The following is a 15,642-nucleotide window of genomic DNA, read 5'->3' as shown; positions in this document are numbered from 1 at the left end:
GGAACGAGCCTACGGCGCGTCGGAGAAGACCGCCGTCACACGGCGCGGAGCACGGCGACGACCTTACCGAGCACGACCGACTCGTCGCCGAGGATCGGCTCGAAGGCGGAGTTGCGGGGCAGCAGCCACGTGTGGCCGTCGCGGCGGCGCAGGACCTTGACGGTGGCCTCGCCGTCGAGCATGGCGGCGACGATCTCGCCGTTCTCCGCGCTGTTCTGCGAGCGGATGACCACCCAGTCCCCGTCGCAGATCGCGGCGTCGATCATCGATTCGCCCGAGACCTTGAGCATGAACAGGTCGCCCTTGCCCACGAGCTGACGGGGGAGGGGGAAGATCTCCTCGACCTGCTGGTCTGCGGTGATCGGGACTCCCGCGGCGATGCGGCCGACGAGCGGCACCAGTGCGGCGTCGCCGACGGGGGTCGCGACGTCGTCCGGATTCTCGGTGCCCGAACCGGGGAGGTCGATGAGGACCTCCATGGCGCGCGTCTTGCCGGGATCGCGGCGGAGGTAGCCGCTGAGTTCGAGCTGGCCGAGCTGATGCGTGACGCTCGAGAGCGACTTCAGCCCCACCGCGTCTCCGATCTCGCGCATGCTCGGCGGGTAGCCGTAGCGGCTGATCGATGTCTGGATGACCTCGAGGATCGCCATCTGCTTCGGGCTCAGGCTCTTCCGGCGACGCGTGCGGGGGGCGTCGGACTCGGGGGCGGCGATGTCGCTCATGGTGCTCCTCAGGTGTGCGATCCGGCGTCTCAGTTCGAATGTCGGAGGCCCGTGGTGGGGTGTTGTTATCGAAACCGTATCCGAGAATCACCTCGATCTGGAAGATCTGTTCGAGCGTGTCGAGGGATTCGTGGCCCGGTTTTTCGAAGAACGCTTGACAGATGTTCGAATTCGAAGATAACTTCGGAACGTAGCTTCGCATTCACGGCTCCCGGCCGAGTCGCGAATGCGAACGCTACGCCACCTTCACCGCTCACGCGGTAGATGCAGAGGAGTACGACATGAGCACCATCACCTTCAGCAACGCAGCCATCGTCTCGCCCCGTGCGGCGACGAAGCTCCGGCTGACGGCACGTGGCCGCCGCGTCGTGCTCGCTCTGGCCGCAGTGCCCCTCGCGGCGGGCATCGGGTTCGCCGCGCTGAGCGGCGGCAGCGCCATGGCCTCGGGCGAGCAGGTCGCGACCGCATCTTTCGCCTCGGTCACGGTGATGCCGGGCGACACCCTCTGGTCGATCGCCGAGTCGGTGGCGCCCGGGGCAGACCCGCGCGAGGTCATCGGAGACATCACCCGCCTGAACGCCCTCCGCAGCGGCGCGCTGCAGATCGGCCAGGAGCTGGCGATCCCCGCACAGTACTCGGAGTGAATCGCGGCCGCACAGTCGACCGCTCATTCACCGTCACCTCGGAGTGAGGCGGTCGCGCGCGGCCTACCATGGGAAGGGTGACTGCATCACTCGACGACCTCCCGCTCCGTGACGACCTCCGAGGGCTCACGCCCTATGGTGCCCCGCAGGCTCCGCTGCCGGTGGCGCTGAACGTGAACGAGAACACGCATCCGGTGCCCGATGCGGTGGCGAGCGACATCCTCGACGACATCGCCGTGGCGCTCCGCGACGTCAATCGCTACCCGGATCGTGAGTTCACGACGCTTCGCGATGGCTTCGCGGACTACCTCGGCCACGGCCTGCAGGCTGAGCAGATCTGGGCGGGGAACGGATCGAACGAAGTGCTGCAGCACATCCTGCAGGCTTTCGGCGGTCCCGGTCGCACCGCATTCAGCTTCGCGCCGACCTACTCGATGTACCCGCTGATCGCGCAGGGGACCGGTGCACGCTGGGTCGCAGGCACCCGTCAGCCCGACTACACGATCACCCCCGAAGAAGCGGCAGCCCAGGTGGTCGACACCGATCCGGACGTGATCCTGCTCTGCTCACCGAACAACCCGACGGGTACCCCCCTCGGACTCAACGTGATCGAGGCCGTGTACGAGGTAGCACGTGGCATCGTCGTGGTCGATGAGGCCTACCAGGAGTTCGCTCCGCGGGAGGCGCCCTCCGCGCTGACCCTGCTCGAGGGGCGCCCGCGACTGGCGGTCTCGCGAACCATGAGCAAGGCGTTCGCGTTCGCGGGTGCCCGCGTCGGATATCTGGCTGCGGACCCCGCGTTCATCGATGCGCTGCGGCTCGTCCGCCTTCCCTACCACCTCAGCGCCCTCACACAGGCGGCCGCCGTCGCGGCGCTCCGCAATTCCGAGGTCATGCTCGGTATGGTCGCCGAGATCGTCGAGCAGCGCGATCGCATCTCGGCGACGCTGGAGGCACTCGGCTACACCCCCCATGATTCCTGGTCGAACTTCGTCCTCTTCGGGGGTGTCTCTGAGCCTCGAAAGGTGTGGCAGCAGCTGTACGACCGCGGTGTTCTCGTGCGTGACGTCGGGATCCCCGGACACCTGCGCGTCACCGCCGGAACGGAGGCCGAGACCACGGCATTCCTCGACGCCCTCGCCTCGATAGGATCGGATTCATGAGCATCCCCGCCCCGACACACCGCACCGCCACGCGCGTGCGCAGCACGTCGGAGTCCACCGTCGAACTCGAGCTGAACCTCGACGGAACCGGATCGAGCCGCATCGACACGTCGGTGCCGTTCTTCGACCACATGCTGACGGCGTTCGCGAAGCACTCGCTCACCGACCTCACCGTCCGCGCCTCCGGCGACACGCAGATCGATGCTCACCACACCGTCGAGGACGTCTCGATCGTGCTGGGACAGGCCATCCGCGAAGCTCTCGGCGACAAGTCGGGGATCTCCCGTTACGGCGACGCCCTCGTCCCGCTCGATGAGGCTCTCGCCCAGGCCGTGGTCGACATCTCGGGGCGTCCCTACCTCGTGCACACCGGCGAGCCGGCCGGGTTCGAGCACCACCTGATCGGCGGGCACTTCACCGGGTCGCTCGTCAGGCACACGTTCGAGGCGATCGCCTTCAATGCCGGTCTGACCGTGCATGTACGTGTCCTCGGCGGGCGCGACCCGCATCACATCGCCGAGGCCGAGTACAAGGCGTTCGCTCGGGCCTTCCGCCAGGCGAAGGCCCTCGACCCGCTGGTCGACGGGGTGCCGTCGACGAAGGGAGCGCTGTGAGCGGCGCGCCCAGGGTCGCCGTCTTCGACTACGAGTCAGGAAACGTCCACTCCGCGGTGAAGGCTCTCGTCGCCGCGGGCGCCGATGCCGTCCTCACGCGCGATCGCAAGGAGGCGACGGAGGCCGACGGTCTGCTCGTCCCCGGCGTGGGGGCGTTCCAGGCTGTCCGTGAGGCGCTCCATGCTCACGGCGGCGACGAGATCATCGACCGGCGCCTCGCCGGAGGACGCCCCGTGCTGGGCATCTGCGTCGGGATGCAGGTTCTCTTCGCCCACGGGGTCGAGCGTGGACACGATGCGGAGGGGCTCGGCGAATGGCCGGGCGCCGTCACGGAGCTCAACGCGCCGGTGCTGCCGCACATGGGATGGAACACCGTCGAGCCCGGTGCCGATTCCGTGCTGTTCCGCGGCATCGAGCAGGAGCGCTTCTACTTCGTGCACTCCTACGCCGCCCAGTCCTGGGAGCTCGACGTGATCCCGCCGTTCCCGCAGCCGGTTCTCACCTGGTCGACGTACGGCGATTCGTTCCTCGCCGCTGTCGAGAACGGTCCGCTCTCCGCGACGCAGTTCCACCCGGAGAAGTCCGGCGAGGCGGGGATCCAGCTGCTCCGCAACTGGGTCGGCAGCCTGCGCGGCTGAGCCACACCGTTCGGCATCCGCCTTCGGCATCCGCGTGTCGCGGGAGTCGCAGGGGCGCGCGCGTTTGACGGGTCGTCCGACCCGCACGCGTCGTGCAGGAGTCAGAACCCTCGCGCCACCGCGGCGGCGGCGGAGAGCCACGCGCGCTGAGTGGGTGCTGCCAGCGCGCGGAGCCGCAGGTGCCCGTCGACCATCTCCCGGTCGAACGGGATGTCCACGACCTCTCGAGCGAGGGAGCGGTATCCGGCGACGACCTCGGAGACATCCGCAGACGACGCCTTCGGGTCGGCCTGGCTGACGACGACGACGGACTCGCGTGCGAGGCGGGCCGACCGCTCGTCGCGATCTTCCAGGGCTTCGAGCAGGAGAGCGCCGGCCTCGGCATGGTCGTCCCGTGTGGTCGTCGCGACGACGATCTGGTCGGCGAGATCGATCATCCGCAACCACATGGGGTCGGATTCGTCGTTGCCGGAGTCGATGATGATCAGGCGATAGAACTTCGCGGCCACCGCATGGATGGCATCGACGTCGGTGGGGCTCAGCCGATTCTCGTGCGCGAGGCGGATCGGCTTGGACCGCAGGACGTCGTACTTCTCCTGCGGCTGGTGGTGCACGAAGTGCGCCAGATCGGCGGACTGCCCCTGTGCCCCGAGCAGCCGCTGCGTCTGCGGCAGCAGTTCGAGCAGGGTCCTGTCGTGCGCCCCTGTCTCGGTGCGCCAGCCGAGCGTGCCGCGGGTCTGGTTGTTGTCCCAGGCCAGCACTCCGGCACCGCCGTACTGGGCGAAGACCGCCGAGAGCAGGACCGTGGCGGGCGTCTTGCCCGCGCCTCCCTTGCCGTTGACGATCGCGACGGTGCGAGGGCCGGGCCAATGCCGACTGACGGCATGCTCGTCTTCACGCACCGCGCGTTCCCGGGAGTCGGGACCCAGGGAGAAGCCCACGCGGTTCAGGAAGCCCCGCGCACCGCGACGAGCGGGTTCCTCACGTCGCTCGTCCTGCAGGAAGGAACGACGCTCGACGCCCTGCTCGCGCTGCTGGCGTCTGGATGATGAGGAGCTCTCCGGGGCGGCGACGGGGCTGGCGGGCCCGGCGGGCCCAGCCGCGGGGCCGGCGGGCGCGGCCCGGGGCGCCGGGGGCGTGGGCGGCGCGACGATGTCGTCCGGCGACGTGTGCGACGCGGGGGCGTAGGTCGGCACCTGCTCCGGCGCATGAGCCGGGGCCGCGGGGTGAGCCGGGGCCGGAGCCGGAGCCGGAGCCGGTGCATGAGCGGGAGCCGGTGCCGGAGCCGGAGCTGAAGTCGGGGCCGGTGCCGGAGTGACGGCCCGTGCCGGTGCAGATGATGCCGGTGCGGAGGCCGGGGAGGTGAAGGTCGGCGATGCCGGAGGCGCAGACGGCACCGGGGGAGTGGGAGGAGTCACCGCGGTGGCGGGTGAGGGCGCCGATGGCTCGAAGGCCACCGCCGAGGCGGGGGCGCCAGGAGGCGCCGGCAGCACGGGAGCGGGAGAGCTCGGCACCGGGGGGAGGGCGATCGCCGGCGTCGTCCGATCGGCAGCAGCCCCGGTCGCCGGAGCCTGCGCGCGCGACCAGGCGGCGGCTGCAGCCGCCGCGGCACGCGTCCCGGGTACGGGCGGACGGTCGGGTGCGGTCGTGCGGAGGGGGCGGGTCTGCTCGATGTCCTCGGGGACCGATGCCAGGGTTGCGGCATCGCTCTCCTGCGCCTCTCCGACCGAGGGGGCCGCACCGGTCTCGGGCGTCTCGGGGTTGCCGCGCCGCAGTGGGCCGACTCCACGCGCATCCGCATCGCGCACCATGGAACATCTCCTCACCGACCGAACAGGGGCGTGATCGAGGCTACCGCGTGCCGCCTCCGTTCTCAGCCGTCATCGTTTTGGAGCGGGAGGATGCGCGGGATAGTGTCGATTCTCGTGCCGACGAATCGGCCCTCCCATCTCACCTGAGGACGTCATGAACGACTTCGCGCAGTCCCCATCGCTCACTCTGCTCCCCGCGGTCGATGTCGCCGGCGGCAAGGCCGTCCGTCTCACGCAGGGCGAGGCGGGCACCGAGACCAGCTACGGCGACCCGTTGGACGCCGCAGGCGAGTGGGTCGCACAGGGCGCCAAGTGGATTCACCTCGTCGACCTCGACGCGGCCTTCGGCCGTGGCAGCAACGCTCCGATCCTGCGCAAGGTCATCAAGCAGTTCAAGAACGTCAACGTCGAGCTCTCGGGAGGCATCCGCGACGACGCCACACTCGAGGCGGCGCTCGAGAGCGGGGCGACCCGCATCAACCTCGGTACTGCGGCCCTGGAGAACCCCGAGTGGGCCGCCGACGTGATCAGCCGCTTCGGCGAAGCGATCGCGGTCGGCCTGGACGTCCGCGGCACCACGCTCGCGGCGCGTGGCTGGACGAAGGAGGGCGGCGACCTCTGGGAGGTCCTCGAGCGTCTCGAAGACGCGGGCTGCAGCCGCTACGTCGTCACCGACGTCACGAAGGACGGCACTCTGAAGGGACCGAACCTCGAACTGCTGCGCGAGGTCACGGCGCGCACCCCGAAGCCCGTGGTCGCCTCGGGCGGCATCTCGAACCTCGACGACATCGCCGCTCTTCGCGATCTCGTCCCGCTCGGCGTCGAGGGCGCCATCGTCGGAAAGGCCCTGTACGCGGGAGCGTTCACGCTGGCCGAGGCGCTGGATGTCGCCGGCGACGACTGACGGGCCGCGCGGCCACGGCGACCACGATCACGCGGCCGGTCACGGCGATTCTGCGGGCGTCCCCTGGGAGGGGCGCAGCTTCGAGTCGAACCCGCATGCCGCCGACGACGGATCCGCCGACCCCGCCCTGCTGGCGGCGCTGCGGCGATTCCGCGCCGGTGAGGGCAGTCAGGTCGAGGTGGTCGACGCCTTTCGCAACGCGAGGGTCCTGATCCCGCTGATCGCCGAGAAGGGCGCTCTTCCACCCGCTCAGGAACCCGACCTCGGTCCGCACGGTCTCGCCGTCGACAAGACGCAGGAGCTGTCGATCGTGACGGTCGCCGCCCCCGACGGCCGTCGCGTGCAGCCGGTGTTCTCGTCCGTCGAGGCGATGCGCACGTGGGATGCCACGGCACGGCCCATTCCGGTCGAGGCCGTGCGCGCGGCGCTTGCCGCGTCCGCCGAGGACACCGATCTCATCGTGCTCGACCCGACGTCGGACACCGAGTTCATCCTCCGTCGCCCCGCGGTCTGGGCTGTCGCGCAGGGGCATGACTGGGAGCCGAGCTTCCTGTCGCCCGAGGTGTTCGGGGCGCTGCAGGAGAGCGTCGCGCACGAGCTGGCCGTGATCGACGTCGCGGTCGCCCCCGGTGATCCTGACGCCCGCCTGCGCGGGCCCGAGCTCGTCGTGGTGCTCGAACTCGTCGACGGTCTCGAGCGGGAGGTCCTGGATGCCGTGCTGTCGCGCCTCGCCCAGCGCTGGGCGGGCGACGACCGCATCGCCGTCCTCGCGGACTCCCTCACGGTCAAGCTCCGCCGCTCGATCTGACGCCTGGGCCGCCAGCCCGCGTCAGGATGCAGGACCGATGCACGGATGCAGGAACGGATCGGGTCATCTGTCCCTGCATCCGTGCCGCGATCCTGCATCCGTCACGTCGAACGCGGCGGAGTCGCTCCGGGAGTCAGTTGACGGGGCCCGTCCACTTCTCGCCGGGGCCCTTGCCGATCGGATCGGGAATGGGGGAGGCCTCGCGGAACGCGAGCTGCAGGGAGCGCAGACCGTCGCGCAGCGACCGGGCGTGCATGTCGCTGATCTCGGGCGCGCCTGCGGTGATCAGCCCGGCCAGGGCGTTGATCAGCTTGCGCGCCTCGTCGAGGTCGAGCTGAGCCGCGGCATCCGGGTCGTCGGCGAGGCCCAGCTTGACGGCCGCCGCGCTCATCAGGTGAACGGCCGCGGTGGTGATCACCTCGACCGCAGGGACGTCGGCGATGTCCCGCGTGGCCGATGAGGCCGCCTCTTCTTGCCGTGCCCAGCGCTCTTCGCGCTCGCGTGCAGCCTCGTCCGATGCCTGGTTCGTCACTTCGCCTTGCCTTCTGTTAGACTGTGTCGGGCTCCGGAGCGTCATGCTCCGGTACGAAAGAGGATTCACTTCCCACCCGCGCTTGCCGTTCCAGGCTACCGGGTCTTGCACTCCACCGGATCTCGTCGCCAGACGGATCCGGCAGATCGGGTGCGGAGCCGGCGTCTGAATGCCGGCGGGTGGGACGATTCTGATTTCGCCCGGGATGCTGACAGCGTCCTGGTGGCCGAATCCACTCGTCTAAGGAGTTCCGCATCAGCGATCCCCGCACCAATGAGCGCATCCGCGTCCCCGAGGTCCGCCTCGTCGGCCCCGCGGGTGAGCAGATCGGCGTCGTCCGCATCGAGGCGGCGCTGCGCCTTGCGCAGGAAGCCGACCTCGACCTCGTCGAGGTCGCACCCAACTCGAAGCCTCCCGTGGTCAAGATCATGGACTACGGCAAGTTCAAGTACGAAGCTGCCCAGAAGGAGAAGGAAGCTCGCCGCAACCAGGCGAACACCATCCTGAAGGAGGTGCGCTTCCGTCTGAAGATCGAGGCGCACGACTACACGACCAAGCTCAAGCGCGCCGAGGGCTTCCTCAAGGCCGGCGACAAGGTCAAGGCGATGATCCTCTTCCGCGGTCGCGAGCAGTCGCGCCCCGAGCAGGGCGTGCGCCTGCTCCGCAAGTTCGCGGAGGACGTCGCCGAACTCGGAACGGTCGAGTCCAACCCGACCATCGACGGTCGCAACATGGTCATGATCGTTGCTCCGATGAAGAGCAAGTCCGAGGCCAAGCAGGAGCAGAACGCGGTTCGCGACGCACAGCGCGCCGACAAGAAGCAGGCTGCTCGCGACGCCAAGACCGAGGCAGATGCACCCGCCGAGGCCACCGCGGAGTAACTCCCGCCCCCAGACTCCCGCACCGCGGGTTGACACCGTCGCCTGAGAAGGCGCCATACGAAGGAAGAGAAGATGCCGAAGCAGAAGACCCACTCGGGTGCTAAGAAGCGCTTCAAGATCACCGGCAGCGGCAAGCTGAAGAAGCAGCAGGCCGGAATGCGCCACAACCTCGAGCACAAGTCGAGCCGTCGCACCCGTCGCCTCAACCAGGACCAGGTGCTGTCGAAGGCTGACACCAAGGTCGCCAAGAAGCTTCTCGGCCGCTGAGCGCCCGAACGCACGAATAGGAACACAGGAAAATGGCAAGAGTCAAGCGGGCGGTAAACGCCCACAAGAAGCGTCGCGTCATCCTCGAGCGCGCGTCCGGTTACCGCGGTCAGCGTTCGCGCCTCTACCGCAAGGCCAAAGAGCAGGTCATCCACTCCCTGGTCTACTCGTACCGTGACCGTCGCAAGCGCAAGGGCGACTTCCGTCGTCTGTGGATCCAGCGCATCAACGCTGCGGCCCGCCAGAACGGCATCACGTACAACCGCTTCATCCAGGGCCTCGGCCTCGCGGGTGTCACGGTCGACCGTCGCATGCTCGCCGACCTCGCGGTCAACGACGCAGCGACGTTCACGACCCTGGTCGAGACGGCGAAGAAGGCACTGCCCTCCGACGTCAACGCACCGAAGTCGGCCGCGTAAGCAGCTCGTCACCACACAGGGCGCTCTCCTTCGGGAGGGCGCCCTCTGTCGTTCCCGTCGCCGTGCACGGTGAGGGCGTCGTCGTTCTCTAGACTGGGATCGTGCTGGAGAACCCGCGTTCGCCCCGAGTCCGAGCTGTCGCGAAGCTCACCAAGCGCAGCGCCCGCAGCGAGACCGGCCTGTTCCTCCTCGAGGGGCCGCAGGCCGTGCGCGAGGCGCTGACCTACAGCCCCGAGGCGATCGTCGAGCTGTTCGCGACGCCGGCCGGCTGGGACAAGCATCCCGACATCAGGGCCAAGGCCACGTCGGCCGATGTCGAGGTCGAGCACGTCACCGAGTACGTCCTGAACGCGATGGCCGACACGGTCACGCCGCAGGGACTCGTAGCCGTGGTGCGGCAGACGCCCACCTCGGTGCGCGACATCTTCGCAGCTTCCCCGCGCCTCGTCGCGATCTGCGAGGAGATCCGGGATCCCGGCAACCTCGGCACCATCATCAGAGCCGCCGATGCGGCGGGTGCCGATGCCGTCGTGCTGACAGGCCGTACGGTCGACCCGTACAACCCGAAGGTCGTGCGCGCCACGACAGGTTCGCTCTTCCATCTGCCGGTGTCGGTGGGGGCGGAGCTCGAGGATGTCGTCGAGAAGGCTCATGCCGCGGGACTGCGCGTGCTCGCCGCCGACGTCAAGGGCGACGACCTGCTGCGTGCCCGCGCAGACGGCGTCCTCGCCGAGCCCACGGCGTGGCTCTTCGGCAACGAGGCCAGAGGGCTCGAGGACGAGGCACTGGCTCAGGCCGACCAGGTGCTGAAGCTCCCGATCTTCGGTCGAGCGGAGTCGCTGAATCTGGCGACTGCAGCCAGCGTCTGCCTGTACGAGAGCGCCTTCGCGCAGCGCGCAGGCTCCGTCGACTGACCGCCGGACGGGGCGGCGTCGGCACGATGCCGCGTGTCGGTGACCCGTCGCCGGGTGAGCTGCCGCGTGCGCGCCCGCACGGCTGATAGATTGAGGCCTGCTCGAGCGGAGAAGGGGCCCCGGAGTCGATGCAGATTCTGATCGTGGAGGACGACGACCGTGTCTCGGCCGCCCTCGAGGCCTTTCTCGCACGGTCCGGCTATGCCACCGTGCGGGCCTCGGACGGCGCCGCCGCGCTCGAGCTTCTGGGCGCGGACACCGAGGTCGTGCTGCTGGACCTCGGGCTGCCCGACATCGACGGCGTCGATCTGTGCCGCCGTATCCGTGGCCGTTCCGAGGTGCCGATCGTCATCGTGACCGCCCGCAGTCAGGTGGCCGAGCGCATCAGGGGTCTGCGGGCCGGAGCAGACGACTTCGTCGTCAAGCCCTACGACGTGCACGAGCTCCTCGCTCGGATCGAGGCGGTCACCCGTCGTTCGCGTCCGATCCGGCCCGAGTCCGAGGCTGTGGTGCTCCTGCAGGACGGCGCCGTGCGGATCGACCTCGTGGGCCGGCAGGTGCTCATCGACAGCGCCGCGATCGAGCTCACCCGCAAGGAGTTCGACATCGTCGCGGTGCTGGCCAGATATCCGGGAGTCGCTGTGCCCAAGGAGCGTCTGATCCGCGAGGTGTGGAACACCGACTGGCGCGGCTTCGGGCACTCCCTCGAGGTGCACGTCGGAGCGATCCGCCGCAAGTCCGGCGCGCACCGTCTCATCGAGACCGTGCGCGGCGTGGGCTACCGGCTGGCGGGGTGACCGGCGATGCTGCGCCGTCTCGTCGTGGTGTTCCTCGTGCCTCTGCTGGCCGTCCTGCTGTTGCTCGGCAGCGCGACGGCGTGGAGTGCGACCCGCGGCATCCAGCAGGGGTTCTATGCCGAACAGCTCGGTGACCTCGGGTACTTCGCCGCGAGTGCGCGTCAGGCGCTGCGGTCGGGGAGCACCACGGTGATCGATGCGGAGGTGCATCGTTTCCATGAGGTCTACGGGACGGAGGTGATGGTCTTCGATCTCGCGGGCGGCGTCTGGGCGGCCGGGGGAGCGGCCGACCGGGTCCTCGCGGATGACGAGGCCGCGCGCGTGCGTCTCGCCCTCTCCGGCCGTCGTGCAGACGCTCCGGAACCGGTCTTCCCCTGGATGCTCGCCGAGTCGTCCCTCGCCGAGCCGGTGTTCGACGACGGTGATGTGATCGGGGCCGTGATGGTGTCGACGGACATCGAGGCCCCCCGTACACAGATCCTTCAGCAGATCCTCCTTCTCAGCATCGTGTCGATCCTCGCTGTCGGGCTGGGGGTGCTCCTGGTGTTCCAGATGGCACGGTGGGTGCTGTCACCGGTCAGACGCCTCGACGAGGCGATGGTCGCGATCGAGCGCGGGGCGATGGACGCCCGCGTGTCGGAGGACACCGGACCGCCGGAGCTGCGCCGCATGACGCGGGTGTTCAACGGCATGGCGGACGAGATCGAACGGGTGATGACGCGGCAGCAGGAGTTCGCGCTCAACGCCTCGCACGAACTGCGCAACCCGCTGAACGCCCTGCTGCTGCGCGTCGAGCACCTCTCGACCGGTCTCGGAGCGGAGTGGCAGGGCGATATCGAAGAGACCCGCGAGGAGGGGCGACGGATGGTCCGGATCCTCGAGACGCTGTTGGCGCTCGCCCGAGGCGGGCGCGCCGACACCGCCGTCTCGGCCGTCGATCTGAGCGTGCTGGCGGCTCGCCGGGCGGACGCCTGGCGGGATGTCGCCGCGCAGCGCGGAGTGCGGATGCAGGCCGGGGCCGAGGCATCCGTGATGAGCGTGACCGATCGCACGATCGTCGAGAGCGCCCTCGACGCGGTGATCGACAACGCCGTGAAGTTCTCGCCGCCCGACTCCGTCGTGGTGGTCGAGGCATCGAGGCAGGGCGATCGGTGCCGGCTCACCGTGCGCGATCACGGCCCTGGTCTCACCGTCGCCGAAGCCGCCTCGGCGACTGACCGGTTCTGGCGCAGCGAGGACAGCGGCGAGACGCCGGGAACGGGATTGGGGCTGGCCATCGCGACCGATCTGCTGGAGACGATCGGCGGCGAGCTCACGGTCGCATCGGCAGACGGCGGGGGACTCATCGTCTCCCTGGTGCTGCCGGACGGAGCAGTCGGATGAACCGCGTGTGGGGTCAGCGCGGCCCGAAGGGCTTCGCATGGCGGCGGATCGCCGCGGCGATCCTGGTTCTCGTGCTGGCCGGTACGGCAACCGCCTGCAGCCCCCGGTCGAAGGACTGGAGCTCGGCGCGGTACGTGATCGCCGGCGGAGGGTCGAACGGCCTCTATTTCGCCTACGGCAGCGAGCTCGCGGCGGAGCTGTCGTCGTCGCTGGACGTGCGGATGGAGGTCGCGGAGACCGCGGGATCGGTCGACAATCTCCTCCGGGTGAGCTCGGGTGAGGCGCTCCTCGGGTTCGCGCAGGGCGATGCGGCGGCGGATGCGGTCGCCGGAGCCGGTCCGTTCGACGCGCCGATGCCCGTGCAGGCGGTCGCCCGGCTCTACGACGAGTACCTGCACGTCGTCGTCCGCGCGGACTCGCCGATCGACTCGCTCGACGATCTGGCCGGACGGCGAGTCTCCCTCGGCGCCGAGAACTCCGGAGTCAACGTCATCGCCTCGCGCGTGCTGGACGCCGCCGATGTGGACGCGGCCACCATCGAGGACCCTGAGCTGGATCTGAGCGAGTCGATCAGCGCGCTGGAGCGCTCGGACATCGACGGGTTCTTCTGGGTCGGCGGCATCCCGACCCCCGGGATCGCCCAGCTCGCCGAGACCGCTCCCGTGCGGTTGCTGCCCATCGAGCAGGGCTGGGTCAACGCCGTCAATGCGCGCTACTCCGACGCCTACCGTCCGTCCGACTTCCCGATCGGGCTGTACGGGCTCGATGCGTCCCAGCCGACGATGGCGGTCCCGAACTACCTGGTGACGTCGTCGGAGACCCCGGACGGCATGGTGCGCGACGTCCTCGAGAGCCTGTTCGACGGCAGGACCCGCATCGCTCGGAACGTTCCCGCCGCCGCGCTGCTCGACCTGAGGCAGGCCATCTTCTCGGGGCCGGTGGACCTGCATCCCGGCGCGGTCGCGTACTACCGGGGCCAGCGGGACTGACCCCTCAAGAAATCCTCAAGAAGTCCGTCCACCGACGGGCCTCTCTGCCACTCTGAGGATCGATAGCGTTCGATTCGACGGAGAATTCAGATGCCACAGTGCTCACGCCCCTCGCACAGGCGCGCACTCAGCGACCGTCTCGACCCGTCGCACGACCGCATCCGGCCGGAGGCTTGCCGCCGTGCTCTCCTCGGGGGAGGGGCGCAGCGGCAGGGACGCCCCCGCGGCTCGCGGGGGCGGGCTGCGGGGCTCTCCGCCTCCGTTGTGCGGCCAGATGCCTCGCGCGGTTACGAACGTGTAAATGTCGCCGCGTCCGTGTGGAGCCACGTGTTCGACCTGGCTAGTTTGGAGAAATGATGACCTCTGGTAAGCCTCTCGTCGTTGTCGACAATGTTCAGAAGCACTACGGCGACTTCCAGGCACTGACCGATATCGATCTCACGGTCAACGCCGGCGAGGTCGTCGTCGTGATCGGCCCGTCGGGTTCGGGCAAGTCGACGCTGTGCCGCACGATCAACCGCCTCGAGACGATCACGAGCGGGTCGATCAGCATCGACGGCAAGGAGCTCCCGGCCGAGGGCAAGGGACTCGCGAACCTGCGCGCCGACGTCGGCATGGTGTTCCAGTCGTTCAACCTGTTCGCGCATCTCACGATCCTCGAGAACGTGACGCTCGGGCCCATCAAGGTCCGCGGGCTCAAGAAGGCCGCCGCCGAGAAGGAGGCCATGCAGCTCCTCGAGCGCGTCGGCATCGCGAAGCAGGCATCGAAGCTCCCGGCCCAGCTCTCGGGCGGACAGCAGCAGCGCGTGGCGATCGCCCGTGCGCTCGCGATGCATCCCAAGGTGATGCTGTTCGACGAGCCGACCAGCGCACTCGACCCCGAGATGATCAACGAGGTCCTCGATGTCATGGTCGACCTCGCGCACGAGGGCATGACGATGATCGTCGTCACCCACGAGATGGGCTTCGCCCGCAAGGCCGCCGACCGGGTGGTCTTCATGGCCGACGGGCGGATCGTGGAGGAGGCGACTCCTGAGGAGTTCTTCACGAACCCGACGAGCGACCGTGCCAAGGACTTCCTCTCGAAGCTCCTCACGCACTGACGCGCGCAGCACGACGCACATCAGCACCCACGCACTTCACAGACCCTGCACACACAGCACACGAAGGAGACGCACATGCGACGCACACGGACACTGGCAGGCATCGGGATCGCCGCGGCAGCGCTGCTCGCGCTGACCGCCTGCAACAGCGGAACGCCGTCCAGCACGGGAGCCCCGGAGGGGGGGCGACGAGGGTGACACCTCCAGCAGCACTCCGTGGACCGTTCTGACCGATGTCAGCATCGATGGCAGCCCCACGTTCGACCGGATCGAGTCCGCCGGCACGATCAAGGTCGGCGTCAAGGAGGACCAGCCCGGTCTGGGCTACCTGGACCCGGTGACGAACGAACGCACCGGATTCGACGTCGACATCGCCCGTTGGATGGCGGCATCGCTCGGAGTCGACCCGGAGAAGATCGAGTTCCAGGCGATCGCCTCCGCGAACCGCGAGCAGGCGATCGTGAACGGCGACATCGACTACTACGTCGGCACGTACTCCATCACCGACAAGCGCAAGGAGCAGATCTCCTTCGCCGGGCCGTACTTCGTCACAGGTCAGGGACTGCTCGTCGGCGCAGACAGCGACATCAAGAGCGTGGACGACCTGAGCGCGGACACGACCGTGTGCTCGGCGACGGGATCGACCCCGATCCAGAACATCAAGACGAACTACCCCGACGTGCCCACCAAGGAATACGACACGTACTCCAAGTGCGTCGAGGACCTCAAGAACGGCCAGGTCGACGCCGTCACCACCGATGAGGCGATCCTCATCGGCTACGCGGCCCAGGACCCGGACAAGCTCAAGGTCGTCGGGGAGCCGTTCAGCGAGGAGCGCTACGGCATCGGACTCGCCAAGGGCGATGACGCGCTGGCCGAGTACTTCAACACGCAGCTGACCGACGGCGGCGAGATCTGGCAGCAGATCTTCGACAACAACCTCGGCGCCTCCGGCGTCAAGGCGACCCAGCCCGAGGTCGACCCGATCGGCTGATTCCCGCGGGGCGGTCGACTCCGTCGACCGCCCCGCTACCGGCAGGAACCATCCGATAA

17 protein-coding genes and 1 pseudogene are annotated in these 15,642 nt (G+C 68.9%); 15 read left to right on the top strand and 3 right to left on the bottom strand.

The features are described from left to right. Window positions 1-35 precede the first annotated feature (35 nt). Entirely contained in the window at window positions 36-722 is a 687-nt protein-coding gene (gene lexA, locus DXT68_RS11125) for a transcriptional repressor LexA (protein WP_045253469.1), read from the bottom strand. 281 nt (window positions 723-1,003) lie between these two features. On the opposite strand from lexA, the gene DXT68_RS11120 reads away from it, so the two are divergent. The 4 genes from DXT68_RS11120 (at window position 1,004) to hisH (ending at window position 3,781) form a co-directional block, all read left to right on the top strand. Beyond that, entirely contained in the window at window positions 1,004-1,366 is a 363-nt protein-coding gene (locus DXT68_RS11120; RefSeq protein ID WP_045253468.1) for a LysM peptidoglycan-binding domain-containing protein, read from the top strand. Between the two features lie 68 nt (window positions 1,367-1,434). Further along, complete coding sequence (locus DXT68_RS11115) at window positions 1,435-2,529, top strand: histidinol-phosphate transaminase (RefSeq protein ID WP_174233206.1); 1,095 nt, start codon at window positions 1,435-1,437, stop codon at window positions 2,527-2,529. Continuing rightward, entirely contained in the window at window positions 2,526-3,143 is a 618-nt protein-coding gene (gene hisB, locus DXT68_RS11110) for an imidazoleglycerol-phosphate dehydratase HisB (protein ID WP_045253466.1), read from the top strand. Before DXT68_RS11115 ends, hisB begins: the two co-directional genes overlap by 4 nt. After that, window positions 3,140-3,781, top strand: coding sequence for an imidazole glycerol phosphate synthase subunit HisH (hisH, locus tag DXT68_RS11105; protein WP_045253465.1), 642 nt, complete (start codon window positions 3,140-3,142; stop codon window positions 3,779-3,781). Before hisB ends, hisH begins: the two co-directional genes overlap by 4 nt. A gap of 101 nt (window positions 3,782-3,882) precedes the next feature. On the opposite strand, the gene DXT68_RS11100 is transcribed toward hisH, so the two are convergent. Further along, on the bottom strand, window positions 3,883-5,592 hold the full coding sequence (locus tag DXT68_RS11100; protein ID WP_115760497.1) for a MinD/ParA family ATP-binding protein: 1,710 nt from the start codon (window positions 5,590-5,592) through the stop codon (window positions 3,883-3,885). Window positions 5,593-5,746: 154 nt separating this feature from the next. On the opposite strand from DXT68_RS11100, the gene priA reads away from it, so the two are divergent. Together priA and DXT68_RS11090 are read left to right on the top strand one after the other, a co-directional pair. Beyond that, entirely contained in the window at window positions 5,747-6,496 is a 750-nt protein-coding gene (gene priA, locus DXT68_RS11095; protein ID WP_045252677.1) for a bifunctional 1-(5-phosphoribosyl)-5-((5-phosphoribosylamino)methylideneamino)imidazole-4-carboxamide isomerase/phosphoribosylanthranilate isomerase PriA, read from the top strand. Beyond that, window positions 6,477-7,304 carry an SseB family protein gene (locus DXT68_RS11090; protein WP_045252678.1) on the top strand — a complete coding sequence of 276 codons (828 nt, stop codon included), beginning with the start codon at window positions 6,477-6,479 and terminating at the stop codon, window positions 7,302-7,304. Before priA ends, DXT68_RS11090 begins: the two co-directional genes overlap by 20 nt. 133 nt (window positions 7,305-7,437) lie before the next feature. Here DXT68_RS11090 and DXT68_RS11085 read toward each other — a convergent pair whose 3' ends face one another. Beyond that, window positions 7,438-7,836 carry a DUF1844 domain-containing protein gene (locus tag DXT68_RS11085; RefSeq protein WP_045252679.1) on the bottom strand — a complete coding sequence of 133 codons (399 nt, stop codon included), beginning with the start codon at window positions 7,834-7,836 and terminating at the stop codon, window positions 7,438-7,440. Between the two features lie 230 nt (window positions 7,837-8,066). Between DXT68_RS11085 and infC the strand changes: the two genes are divergently transcribed. From infC to DXT68_RS11040, 9 genes and pseudogenes are all read left to right on the top strand, one after another. Then, window positions 8,067-8,717 carry a translation initiation factor IF-3 gene (gene infC, locus DXT68_RS11080; protein WP_082068770.1) on the top strand — a complete coding sequence of 217 codons (651 nt, stop codon included), beginning with the start codon at window positions 8,067-8,069 and terminating at the stop codon, window positions 8,715-8,717. A 72-nt stretch (window positions 8,718-8,789) separates the two neighbouring features. After that, complete coding sequence (gene rpmI, locus DXT68_RS11075; RefSeq protein WP_017828564.1) at window positions 8,790-8,984, top strand: 50S ribosomal protein L35; 195 nt, start codon at window positions 8,790-8,792, stop codon at window positions 8,982-8,984. Window positions 8,985-9,016: 32 nt separating this feature from the next. Continuing rightward, window positions 9,017-9,403, top strand: coding sequence for a 50S ribosomal protein L20 (gene rplT / locus DXT68_RS11070; RefSeq protein ID WP_045252681.1), 387 nt, complete (start codon window positions 9,017-9,019; stop codon window positions 9,401-9,403). Window positions 9,404-9,504: 101 nt separating this feature from the next. After that, window positions 9,505-10,317 carry a TrmH family RNA methyltransferase gene (locus DXT68_RS11065; RefSeq protein WP_045252682.1) on the top strand — a complete coding sequence of 271 codons (813 nt, stop codon included), beginning with the start codon at window positions 9,505-9,507 and terminating at the stop codon, window positions 10,315-10,317. A gap of 128 nt (window positions 10,318-10,445) precedes the next feature. Next, complete coding sequence (locus DXT68_RS11060) at window positions 10,446-11,114, top strand: response regulator transcription factor (RefSeq protein WP_045252683.1); 669 nt, start codon at window positions 10,446-10,448, stop codon at window positions 11,112-11,114. 6 nt (window positions 11,115-11,120) lie between these two features. Further along, window positions 11,121-12,497 carry a sensor histidine kinase gene (locus tag DXT68_RS11055; protein ID WP_045252684.1) on the top strand — a complete coding sequence of 459 codons (1,377 nt, stop codon included), beginning with the start codon at window positions 11,121-11,123 and terminating at the stop codon, window positions 12,495-12,497. After that, window positions 12,494-13,486 carry a TAXI family TRAP transporter solute-binding subunit gene (locus DXT68_RS11050; protein WP_045252685.1) on the top strand — a complete coding sequence of 331 codons (993 nt, stop codon included), beginning with the start codon at window positions 12,494-12,496 and terminating at the stop codon, window positions 13,484-13,486. Before DXT68_RS11055 ends, DXT68_RS11050 begins: the two co-directional genes overlap by 4 nt. Before the next feature lie 353 nt (window positions 13,487-13,839). Further along, window positions 13,840-14,589, top strand: coding sequence for an amino acid ABC transporter ATP-binding protein (locus tag DXT68_RS11045; protein ID WP_373372447.1), 750 nt, complete (start codon window positions 13,840-13,842; stop codon window positions 14,587-14,589). Window positions 14,590-14,664: 75 nt separating this feature from the next. Next, window positions 14,665-15,583: pseudogene (locus DXT68_RS11040) on the top strand (glutamate ABC transporter substrate-binding protein). Window positions 15,584-15,642: the final 59 nt, after the last annotated feature.

The organism is Microbacterium foliorum (assembly GCF_003367705.1).
Lineage (GTDB): Bacteria > Actinomycetota > Actinomycetes > Actinomycetales > Microbacteriaceae > Microbacterium > Microbacterium foliorum.
This window is presented reverse-complemented; position numbering and strand designations above follow the sequence as displayed.